Genomic DNA, 6419 nt, shown 5'->3' with positions numbered 1-6419 from the left:
ATTGCCCACATCACAAGGCAGTTGCCCCGAATCGCCACGCTGGCCGCCGCGCTGATCCTGGCCGGCTGCTCGCTGGCACCGACCTACAAGGTGCCGGAGACCGCCACGGTGGCGGCGTACAAGGAAGCCGAGGCCGCGCAGGCGGAGGGCGCGCAATGGAAGACCGCCACGCCGGCCGAAGGCCAGCAGCGCGGCGAGTGGTGGAAGCTGTTTGGCGATGCCGATCTGGACCGGCTGATCGACGCGGCCAACACGCACAACCAGGAGCTGGCCGCCGCGGCGGCGCGCCTGAAGCAGGCGCGTGCGTTCACCGGCGCCACCGAGGCGGACCGGTACCCGCAACTGAACGTGGGCCTGGATCCGACGCGCTCGCAGCCGTCGGCCGCCTCGCAGGGGCTGCCCGACGGCGCGCGGATATCACCGCAGACCGTGCTCAAGGCCCGCGCGTTCGCCAGCTACGAGCTCGACCTGTTTGGCCGCGTGGCCAGCAGTGTGAACGCCGCGCGCGCCGAAGAGCGGGGTGCCGAGGACCTGTACCGGTCCGTGCAGCTGGCGCTGCAGGCCGACGTGGCGCAGGCCTACTTCGCGCTGCGCACGCTGGACAGTGAACGCGAGCTGCTCGACGCAACGATCAGGCTGCGTGAGGATGCGCTGTCGCTGCTGCGCAAGCGGTACGAAGCAGGGGAGACCACCGACCTCGATCCGGCCCGTGCCGAAAGCGAACTGGGCACCGCGCGCTCCGACCTCGCCGGCATCGAACGCCGCCGTGCCAGCCAGGAACACGCGCTGGCCGTGCTGACCGGCGTGGCGCCAGCGCAGTTCGGACTTGCCGCCCGGCCGTTCGATACCGCTCCGGTGGCCGTGCCGGCGGGGCTGCCGTCGGAGCTGCTCGAGCGCCGGCCCGATATCGCGGCGGCGGAGCGCCAGATGGCGGCGGCCAATGCGCGCATCGGCATCGCCCGCGCGGCGTTCTTCCCGCGCATCTCGCTCACGGCGCTGTTCGGCTTCGAATCGTCGGACCTGTCAAACCTGTTCAAGTGGTCGTCGCGCACATGGATGCTGGGTCCGCTGGTCGGTTCGACGGTGGCGCAGACGGTATTCGACGGTGGCCGCAACAGCGCAAACCTGGCTGGCGCCCGCGCCGCGCACGAGGAGAGTGTGGCCCGCTACCGGCAGACCGTGCTGTCGGCGTTCCGTGAGGTAGAGGACAGCCTGGCCGATGTGCGCTGGCTCAGCCAGCAGGCCACGGCGCTCGACAGTGCCCTGTCCGGTGCCAAACGGGCCCAGCGCATCTCGCGCAGCCGCTACGATGCCGGTGCCGTCGACTACCTGGCCGTGATCGACGCCGATCGCACCGTGCTGCAGTCTCAGCGCGATGCCAATGCGGTGGCAGGCTTGCGCGCCGCGGCGACCGTTTCGCTGGTGCGCAGCCTCGGGGGTGGATGGAGTGAGCGGCAACAATCCTGACAGTGTGCCTGCTGCTCCGTGGGCTGGGCTGCGTATCAGGTGGCCTGGGGCTCACAGCAGGCAGGCACCCCGGCGCCGGGCGACCGTAAGCCGGTTACCGGCCCCGGTTGGCGTGACCGCCCGTCAGCACAAGCGGTGTGTCCTTGTCTTGCGATTCCAGCGGAAGTTGTATAGCATTTCAACTACGATATATCAAGTCCTAGTATGCCATGGCCCAAATCAGTACCGGCGTTGAATACAGCCTCCACTGCCTGCTGTACCTGACACATTCGCAGGCGGCCGTGGAAGAAGCGAGTGTCCGTGATCTGGCCGAGCTTCAGGGCGTGCCACACGACTTCCTGGCCAAGCTGTTCACCAAGCTGGCCAAGGCCAAGCTGGTGGTCGCCACGGAAGGCATCAAGGGCGGATTCCGGCTCGCGCGGCCCGCCAGCCAGATTTCCGTTCACGATGTCGTGGTCGCAATCGATGGCGAGAAGCCGCTCTTCGACTGCCTCGAGATCCGCGGGCGCTGTGCCGTCTTCAATGACGACGCGCCGGGCTGGGCGACGCGTGGCGTTTGCTCGGTTCACGCTGTCATGCAGGCCGCGGAGAAGGCCATGCGAGCGGAACTCAAACGGCATACCCTGGCCGACCTCTCTCAGCGCGTCAATGACAAGACGCCGGCCAGCTACGGTGTGCAGGTCGTCAGTTGGCTGTCGGATCGTGCGGCCAATCGCCGGGGCGACAGACCTGCGCCCAAGCGCCCTGGTTCACGCAAGAGCGCCTGAGGTCCGCGCGCTCGATTCTCCCGCGCACATTTCATGGAGTTCGAAAGGTAGGGGCGATCTTCTGGATCGCCGGCTTCCGTGCGCACTGGTGGTGCCGGCATTGCTCGCGGCCTTTCGCGCGACGCTCGACGCTCGACGCAGGCGATGGCCTCAGCATTGCGTTGCATCCGCACAGTTTTGTCCTGGTGCTGCGGGCGTTTTGCCTGCTAACGATGTGTGACTATAACAGGGACTGTATTAGTCGTAGTTTACGTCTATACTGGCACACCGCACCACCAGACAAACTGGAGCCTTCATGAACCTCACGCATTCCCCCGGCTTGCTCGACAAGAACATCTGGACTGACCAACTCTTCACCGGGCGCTGGCGGGCCGGCAGCGTCGCGGCCGGCGTGATTGAGCCCGCTACCGGCCGGGAGCTGGGGCGTATCGGCATGGCCGATGTCTCGATGATTGCCAGTTCGGCCGAGGCCGCGGCGAAGACACAGTCAGCCTGGGTCAGCCTGCACTATGAAGAACGCGCAAGTGTGCTGCGCAGGGCTGTGCGACTTGCCGAGACGCATTTCGACGAAATTGTCGGCTGGATTGTGCGCGAAGGCGGCTCCACGCGAGCGAAGGCCGCGTTCGAGACCACGATCACCATCAAGGTTCTGCAGGAAGCCGCCGGGCTGCCATCGCGCTCCGCCGGGGAGCTATTGCCTTCCGTGCCCGGGCGGCTGTCGCTGGCACGCCGACGGCCGCTTGGCGTAGTCGGCGTGATCTCGCCGTTCAATTTCCCGCTCTACCTGGCGATGCGGGCCGTTGCGCCGGCGCTGGCGCTGGGCAACGCGGTGGTGCTCAAGCCCGATCCCCGCACGGCGGTATGCGGTGGCTTCGTGGTCGCGCGGCTGTTTGAACTCGCTGGCCTGCCGGCTGGCGCGCTGCACGTGCTGCCGGGAGACGGTGCCGCCGGCGCGGCGCTGACGGCCGATCCCAATGTGGCGATGATCCAGTTCACTGGCTCCACGGCCGCGGGCCGCAAGGTCGGGGAGGCCGCGGGCCGGCACCTCAAGAAAGTTTCGCTGGAACTGGGAGGCAAGAATTCGCTGATCATCCTCGATGATGCCGATCTCGATCTCGCGGTTGCAAACACCGCATGGGGCACCTTCCTGCACCAGGGCCAGGTCTGCATGGCCACCGGCCGCGTGCTGGTACAGCGTGGCATCCACGACCGGTTCGTCGAGAAGCTGGCCGCCAAGGCCGCGAGCCTGACGGTGGGGGATCCCGCTGAGGGTGACGTGGCGCTAGGGCCGTTGATCAATGAAGGCCAGCGCGATCATGTCGCCCGGATCGTCAGCGAAGCGCAGCGTCGTGGTGCCCGCATCGCAACGGGCGGCGGGTATCGCGACCTGTTCTTCGAGCCGACGGTGCTCAGCGGCGTCACGCCGGATAGTCCTGCCTTCAGCGAAGAGATATTCGGGCCGGTGGCCGTGGTGGTGCCGTTCGATACGGATGAAGAAGCGATTGCACTGGCCAACCGTACCGAGTACGGGCTGTCGATGGGCATCGTCACCGGCAATGTCGGTCGGGCACTGCGTATCGGGGAGCGCCTGCGCACCGGCATGCTGCATATCAACGACCAGACAGTCAACGACGAGGTCATCAATCCGGTCGGCGGCGTCGGCGCCTCTGGCAATGGCACCAGCATCGGCGGTGCGGCTAACTGGGAAGAATTTACCCAGTGGCAATGGATGACCGTCCAGGGCGAAGCGCCACCGTACCCGATTTAACGCGATCCCCGAAAGATGTGGCCATGAATTTGCATCTGAAGCGGAAAGTCGCCTTCGCCCTCTTGATGACCATGGTCACCACCGGGACCAGTTCCTTTTTCTTCCTTGCTCTCAATCTCGGGTTCAACGAAGAATTTATCGTCCTGTGGCTGCGTTCCGGGTGCGTCGGGCTCGTGGTGATTAGTCCCGTCATGCTTCTGGTCGGCCCCCCGCTGCAGGAACGGATCGACCGGCTTATCCACTGAACCGGCGGACTGCAGCGCAGGCTGCCGGAACGCAGGAGATCAATGCTTGTGCGCCGCCGGCGCCTTGGAATCCGGCAAGGTGAAAGCGAGGGTCTCGGTGGCCAGGATCTTGTGGCTGGGATCGGCCAGTTCGAGCCGAAGCTTGTGTGCGCCGGGAGGAAGCCCCACGACGATGATGGGATCCTCGCTGGTGTGGGCCCAGGTAATGTGCGAGTCGTCGACCGTCACATGTAGATGCCCGATGCGCGGTGATACCTGGACGGCGGTCTTGCCGAATACGGGCATGACGCGGAAGTGTTCGGTCCGGAACTGCACGATGACGACACCGCGGGCCAGCGGTTCGGGCAGCGGCGGATACGGGACCAGCTTTGGTGCCTGCTCCGATTCGAGTGGAAGGATTGCCGGGGGGCGGATGGGATTCGGCGCGCCTTGTGCAAAGGCCGTCACGCAGAGTGCCAGGGCGGCCGCGGCGACTGACGCATGTCTCAGCGGGGAACACATGATTTTGTCCTTCTTCTCGGAGGAGGGGATCGTCGGCGCACGAGGCAGTATCGGTCCGTGCGTAAGTACAGAGTAGTCGCTGGCACAGCCGGCGACAGTACTTGCCCGGCACGCCGCGACCATTGAGTTCCGCAATCGAATCAGTTGCTACCCACACGCCGACGGGACGCGGTTCGCTGCCGGAATCCGCTTGGGTCCACCCCATGCTGCTTGTGGAACGCCTGCGAGAAATTGCTGCGACTGGAGAAACCAACGGCGTGTGCCACCTGGGAAATTTGCAGCGTTGTCGTCGCCAGCAACTCCGCGGCCCGGTGCAGCCGAACCGCTCGCAACATGGCCATCGGCGTCTGGCCGAAGGCGCGCTCGAAGTGCGAAGCGAACGCTGAACGGCTCATTCCAGCCAGATCGGCCAGTCGCTGCACCGTCAGTGGCGCTTCGGGATGTTCAAAGAGCTTCTCCAGCGCGACAAGCAGGCGGGGATCGGCAACTGCCGCCGTCCATGACAGCTCCGCGTCGTCGCTCTCCATCTGGCGCCGCAGCAGCATGACCAGGCATTGCTTGAGCAAAGCCTCGATCAGCACCCTCGATCCCAGTCCGGGCTGCGCGGATTCCGCCAACAGCATGACGAACTGGTCTCTCAGCCCGGCTGGCCCGTCGAACCGCGTCACGATCGGATGCCGCAGCATCCGGAAGGGATCGGCGGTACTCGTCGCAAAGCGCAACTCCCCGCACGCCATCTCAACCCCCATTGCCGCCTCGCCCACCTTCACCGTCGGCGCCGTTTCGAGCGCGGACCATGAACCCAGCCTTGCCCGATCCACCGATACGGTCGGCGACTCGAATGCGCATTCCAGCCGGTAGGAAACGCCCGGCGGCATCAGCACGAAACTGTGCGGCTGCAACGCGATGCGGTGGCCATTGCCTGCGTCGAGCGTCCCGCGGCCGTCCAGGCAGTAGTGGACGCTGGCGGTCTCGCAGGCGTCGAAACGCACGCTCCACCCATCGCGGATGTCGCACCGTGTGATGTGCGTGACACCAATGTCGAGCGTGGCAAGGAAATGTTCGAGCACACGATGTGCGGTAGCGGAGGAAGCCATCATTGGACGAATTGGAACCAAACTAAGACCAAGTGGAACCTTGCCATTCCTATCATACCTACTCCAATCCCAACCTTATGGAGGTTTCCATGTTCGATATGAAGGATCTTGCCCGTTTGAAAAAGCTGGACGAAAACGCTCCCGAAGCGATGAAGAGCTTCCGTGCCTTTGACCACGCAGCTTTTGCCGACGGCGCGCTTTCGGTCCAGCAGAAACAGATCATTGCGGTGGCCGTGGCGCTGACGACGCAGTGCCCGTATTGCATCGCCCTGCATACCAAGGCCGCCCACGATGCAGGCGCCACCAATGCGCAACTTGCGGAAGCCGCACTGGTGGCCGCGGCCATCCGGGCGGGTGGTGCGGTCACGCATGCCACGCACCTGTTCCGCGACTGAACGCCATCCAACGCACCTTGCCGAGCGACAGTAGTCCCGAAGTCCGTGGGGCGACTTCCCGTCGGTATGGACACGCCTGATACGTCTCTGGAACGAAAGATTTTCGAATTGCCGGTTCTGGCAGCGCTGGAACCGGCGGCGCGGGAATGCACGCATGCGCGTCGTTGCAGTGACAGGAA

General features: G+C 65.2%; 7 protein-coding genes. 5 read left to right on the top strand and 2 right to left on the bottom strand.

The genetic code is table 11. The annotated features are described in order from the left end of the window. From J8I82_RS05185 to J8I82_RS05170, 4 genes are all read left to right on the top strand, one after another. Positions 1–1467, top strand: coding sequence for an efflux transporter outer membrane subunit (locus J8I82_RS05185; protein WP_209754986.1), 1467 nt, complete (start codon positions 1–3; stop codon positions 1465–1467). A gap of 209 nt (positions 1468–1676) precedes the next feature. Further along, positions 1677–2234, top strand: coding sequence for an RrF2 family transcriptional regulator (locus J8I82_RS05180; RefSeq protein ID WP_209754984.1), 558 nt, complete (start codon positions 1677–1679; stop codon positions 2232–2234). A 295-nt stretch (positions 2235–2529) separates the two neighbouring features. Continuing rightward, on the top strand, positions 2530–4002 hold the full coding sequence (locus J8I82_RS05175) for a benzaldehyde dehydrogenase (RefSeq protein WP_209754982.1): 1473 nt from the start codon (positions 2530–2532) through the stop codon (positions 4000–4002). A gap of 23 nt (positions 4003–4025) precedes the next feature. Beyond that, a complete protein-coding gene (locus tag J8I82_RS05170) occupies positions 4026–4247 on the top strand; it encodes a DUF2798 domain-containing protein (protein WP_209754980.1) in 222 nt (73 codons plus the stop codon). 39 nt (positions 4248–4286) lie between these two features. Here J8I82_RS05170 and J8I82_RS05165 read toward each other — a convergent pair whose 3' ends face one another. Together J8I82_RS05165 and J8I82_RS05160 are read right to left on the bottom strand one after the other, a co-directional pair. Next, on the bottom strand, positions 4287–4748 hold the full coding sequence (locus J8I82_RS05165; RefSeq protein ID WP_209754978.1) for a DUF6130 family protein: 462 nt from the start codon (positions 4746–4748) through the stop codon (positions 4287–4289). 140 nt (positions 4749–4888) lie between these two features. After that, positions 4889–5818: a helix-turn-helix domain-containing protein gene (locus J8I82_RS05160; protein WP_284182896.1), complete on the bottom strand. Its 930-nt coding sequence runs from the start codon at positions 5816–5818 to the stop codon at positions 4889–4891. Positions 5819–5877: 59 nt separating this feature from the next. Here J8I82_RS05160 and J8I82_RS05155 point away from each other — a divergent pair, with 59 nt between their 5' ends. Further along, positions 5878–6240: a carboxymuconolactone decarboxylase family protein gene (locus J8I82_RS05155; protein ID WP_284182895.1), complete on the top strand. Its 363-nt coding sequence runs from the start codon at positions 5878–5880 to the stop codon at positions 6238–6240. The last annotated feature ends 179 nt before the right edge of the window (positions 6241–6419 follow it).

Origin of the sequence: Cupriavidus consociatus (genome assembly GCF_017814975.1) — a bacterium.
Lineage (GTDB): Bacteria > Pseudomonadota > Gammaproteobacteria > Burkholderiales > Burkholderiaceae > Cupriavidus > Cupriavidus consociatus.
Note: the sequence above shows the minus strand (reverse complement) of the source record. Positions and strands in the feature narration are given on the sequence as shown.